A 2045-nucleotide genomic window follows, 5' to 3' on the forward strand; every position below is an offset into this window, starting at 1 on the left:
CGCGGTCCGCAGCGCCTCGACGCCGGCGCTCAGCGCCGCGAACCACGTGATGACGAGCAGCGAGAGTCCGAAGATCAGCACGCCCACGTACAGCACGTCGGAGAAGAGCTGGAACGTCGGCGAGTGCGGGTCGAGGCCGCCCGGCGCCCGGCGGCGTGCAGCCGGGCGGGTCGGGCCGCGATCCGCGCGCTCGGCCATCGTCATCCTTTGAGTCCTGACGTGGCGACGCCGTCGACGAGGTAGCGCTGGAAGACCGCGAAGAAGATGACGACGGGCAGCAGAGCCAGCACCGACATCGCGAACATCGGACCGAACGCGGACGCGCTGGTCTGGTCGACGAACAGCCGCAGACCGAGCTGGAGGGTGAAGTTGTCGGGGTCGTTCAGGTAGATCAGCTGCGGGAAGAAGTCGTCCCAGCTCCAGATGAAGGAGAAGATCGTCGTGGTGATGAGCGCCGGGCGCATCAGGGGGAGGATCACCGACCAGAACGTCCGGTAGGGCCCCGCGCCGTCGATGAGCGCGGCCTCGTCGAGGTCGCGCGGGATGCCGCGGATGAACTGCACCATCAGGAACACGAAGAACGCCTCGGTCGCCAGGAACTTCGGCAGCACGAGCGGGAGGAACGTCCCCACCATTCCGAGCTCGTTGAAGATGATGAACTGCGGGATCAGCACCACGTGCATCGGGAGCATGATCGTCGAGATCATGAAGGCGAACAGGGCGGTCTTGAAGCGGAAGTCGAGGCGCGCGAACGCGTACGCGGCGAGCGCGCAGCTGAGGACGTTGCCGATCACGGTGAGGATCGAGATCGTGAGGGAGTTGCCCAGGAGCTGCCAGAGGCTGAGCCCCGCGACCCCCTCGACAGCGATCTGATAGTTCTCGATCGTGAACTGCTGCGGGAACGGCGTGGGGTTGGTGAGGATCTCGGTGCCGGGCTTGAACGACGAGCCCACCAGCCACACGACCGGGTAGAGCAGCAGCACCAGCAGCGCGAGACAGAAGACGTGCCAGGCGATCGACCCCACGACCGTGCGCCGCGGACGGCGTCGGCGTTCCGCGGGCCGTCCGGTGACGAGAGTGGCGGTCCGGTCCTCGGCGGTGTCGCTCATCGGTCGTCTCCCGAGTAGTGGACCCAGCTGCGCGAGCTGCGGAAGATCAGGGCCGTCACGATCGCGATGACCACCAGCAGAAACCACGCCATCGCGGATGCGTAGCCCATGTCGAAGGCGGTGAACGCGCGGTCGTACAGGTACAGGGTGAAGAACAGTGTGGAGTCGATCGGGCCGCCGCGACCGCCGCTGACGACGTACGCCGACGTGAAGGACTGGAAGGCCCCGATCATCTCGAGCACGAGGTTGAAGAAGAGCACCGGCGAGAGCAGCGGCCACGTGACCGACCAGAAGGTGCGCCAGCGTCCCGCGCCGTCCATGGCGGCGGCGTCGTACAGCTCACCCGGTATCTGCTTGAGCCCCGCGAGGAAGATGACCATCGGCGCGCCGAACTGCCAGACGGCGAGGGTCACGAGCACATACAGGGCCAGGGAGGGGTTCGAGATCCATCCGCCGAGGTCGAGCCCGAAAACGCTGAGGGTGTTGTCGACGACGCCGTCATTGGAGAAGAGCGTGCGCCAGACGATCGCGACGGCGACGCTCGCGCCCAGCAGCGACGGCGCGTAGAACGCCGATCGGTAGAAGCCCTGGCCGGTTCGTGCGCGGTTGAGCAGCAGCGCGATGCCCAGAGCCACCGCAAGCTTCACCGGCACGGCGACGAGCACGTAGTTGAGGGTGACCCCGACGGACTTCCAGAAGCGCGGGTCCTCGAAGAACATCCGCTGGTAGTTGGCCGTGCCGACGAACTCCGGTGCCGTGAACAGGTCGTAGTCGGTGAATGACAGCACCAGCGACGCGACCATCGGCCCGATGGTGAGAAGCGCCGCACCGATGAGCCACGGCGAGAGGAAGACCCAGGCGGCGCCGTCGCGGCGCCGCCTGGGCTTCGCGCGGGGAGCTGCGGCGGGCGGCACGGATGCCGGCGCCGCCGTCTCG

Annotated in this window: 3 protein-coding genes; all 3 read right to left on the bottom strand. The window is 67.3% G+C overall.

Annotated elements, in window-relative coordinates:
- Window positions 1-198 (bottom strand): DUF620 domain-containing protein (locus EIO58_RS16865; protein WP_164861821.1); only part of this gene is annotated, 198 nt, incomplete at its 3' end.
- 2 nt (window positions 199-200) lie between these two features.
- Window positions 201-1109 (bottom strand): carbohydrate ABC transporter permease, encoded by a 909-nt coding sequence (locus tag EIO58_RS16870; protein ID WP_127820438.1) that lies wholly within the window; start codon window positions 1107-1109, stop codon window positions 201-203.
- Window positions 1106-2023, bottom strand: a complete 918-nt coding sequence (locus EIO58_RS16875) for a carbohydrate ABC transporter permease (RefSeq protein WP_127820439.1) — start codon at window positions 2021-2023, stop codon at window positions 1106-1108. The genes EIO58_RS16870 and EIO58_RS16875 overlap by 4 nt, the downstream gene beginning before the upstream one ends.
- Between the last annotated feature and the right edge of the window lie 22 nt (window positions 2024-2045).

Origin of the sequence: Microbacterium sp. CPCC 204701 (assembly GCF_004010105.1) — a bacterium.
Classification (GTDB): Bacteria; Actinomycetota; Actinomycetes; order Actinomycetales; family Microbacteriaceae; genus Microbacterium.